This is a genomic window from Siphonobacter sp. BAB-5405, assembly GCF_002872335.1.
Taxonomy (GTDB): Bacteria; Bacteroidota; Bacteroidia; order Cytophagales; family Spirosomataceae; genus Siphonobacter.
Window position 1 is genome coordinate 1 of the sequence record NZ_NJAG01000154.1, and the last position, 1,389, is coordinate 1,389.

At 49.7% G+C, this 1,389-nt stretch carries 1 protein-coding gene; it reads right to left on the minus strand.

Features of this window, described 5'->3' with window-relative positions:
• Positions 1 to 1,136 (minus strand): TonB-dependent receptor plug domain-containing protein (locus BWI97_RS26715; protein ID WP_158242888.1); only part of this gene is annotated, 1,136 nt, incomplete at its 3' end.
• Between the last annotated feature and the right edge of the window lie 253 nt (positions 1,137 to 1,389).

Sequence of the window (1,389 nt, forward strand, 5' to 3'; positions counted from 1 at the left end):
CCCCCGTATTGGGTATTGTTCAGAATACCCGCCTGCTGAAAGTTTCCCAGCGACACGAAGTACTTTACCCGGTTGGTGCCCCCTGATACGTTCAGGTTATACTGCTGCTGCCGACCTACGCCACCGAATTGTTCCTTGTAATAGTTGTTGCTCGTGTAGTACAGAGCCGGGCTATTGAGCAAAGCCTGCTTCTGGGCAGCAGTCAGGTTCATGGCTTCTACCTCCGCCGGGGTGTAATCCCGGTTGTTCTGAAACTTCCAGAGTTCATCGTTCGAAAACAGAATCTGGTTGTAGCTATTGTCACCGGAAGTCTGGGCATTCCGAACGGCTTCGTTGCGAAGCAGGGCAAACTCATAGGAATTGAGCGTTTCGAATAAGGACGAAGCTTTCGTAAAGGCCTGATTCGTTGAAAAGCTGAATTGAGGACGATTGGCCCGACCGCGTTTGGTCGTAACAATGATTACGCCGTTTGCCCCCCGAATCCCGAATACGGCCGTGGCAGAAGCGTCTTTCAGGATACTGATGTTGTCGATCTCGTTGGGATCCATGGCGTTCAGTACCGTATAGGCGTGTTCGGTCGGCTGTTGAATTCCGTCGATTACGATGAGCGGATCCGATCCGTTTAGCGTAGAGATCCCCCGAATCCGGATCGTCGTGGCGTTTTGTCCGGGCTCACCACTGTTCTGAATTCCACTGATACCCGCCGCCCGTCCAATCAGCATGTTGGTAATGTTGGCCACGGGGGTTTGCMAAAGAGCTTTGCTATCGACCACACTGATTTCACCCGTTACGGTCGGAAGCTTCTGCTGGCCGAAGCCAACGACGACGACTTCATTCAGTGCTTTGTTGTCCGACTCCAGTTGAACGGTAATACTGGTTCGCTTTCCGATAGCTATCGCCTGTGATTGAAAACCAACGTAGGAAATAACCAGTACCGGATCATTAACGCTATCTGATATACGTAAACTAAACCGACCGTTACCGTCGGTTGTAGTTCCCAGGTTGGGATACCCTTTCACGGAGACTGTTGCCCCAGCCAGTACATTGCCTTTTTCATCCTGCACGGTACCTGAGATAACGGTGACGACTTGTACAGGGGTAGCAGGATTTTCATGGGCATGTAACGGCAGGTGCATTGCCAAAACCGGTCGGTTTCCTGGCAATGCACCTGACAAAAGCGTTACTCCGGTAAAAAGTAGCCCTTTTAATAGTAAACGTTTTTGAACCATAAGTTTCACTGTTTCGGACCTGATTCTTAAGTGAACGGCCTAGGAGGAATATAAAAAATTAGAATAGTACAAAAGTAAAAGGGCGATTTCAGAGCGGAGGTGYCYTTTTTCGGTCAAAATGAAGGCTCGATTTGGTCATGCCTTCCTATAGGGTTCTAGT